This window comes from Winogradskyella poriferorum (assembly GCF_050618035.1).
Taxonomy (GTDB): Bacteria; Bacteroidota; Bacteroidia; order Flavobacteriales; family Flavobacteriaceae; genus Winogradskyella; species Winogradskyella poriferorum_A.
Map to the genome: position 1 here is coordinate 1 of NZ_JBODPY010000160.1, position 230 is coordinate 230.

Consider the following 230-nt stretch of genomic DNA (forward strand, 5'->3'; position numbering starts at 1 on the left):
GTAGTTCGTCTAGAATAGCGTTATTATTTTCTATAGTAGGATTATCACAATAGATTTGTTTTTTGACACCTTCGGCATGTTGTAGGATCATATCGAAATCACCAGGATTTTCTGGAGCAGCTTTCATCTTAACTAGTTCACATTACTGCTCTAAAAAATCTACCGAGATGTAGGCATCCTGTTGAAAGAATCTAGACTTTCGCATATTTTTTAGTGAAATTCGACTTGCT

Annotated in this window: 1 pseudogene; it reads right to left on the reverse strand. The window is 35.2% G+C overall.

What is annotated here, in order from left to right:
* Positions 1-230: pseudogene (locus ACRHOC_RS15310) on the reverse strand (gfo/Idh/MocA family oxidoreductase); the annotation flags it as partial.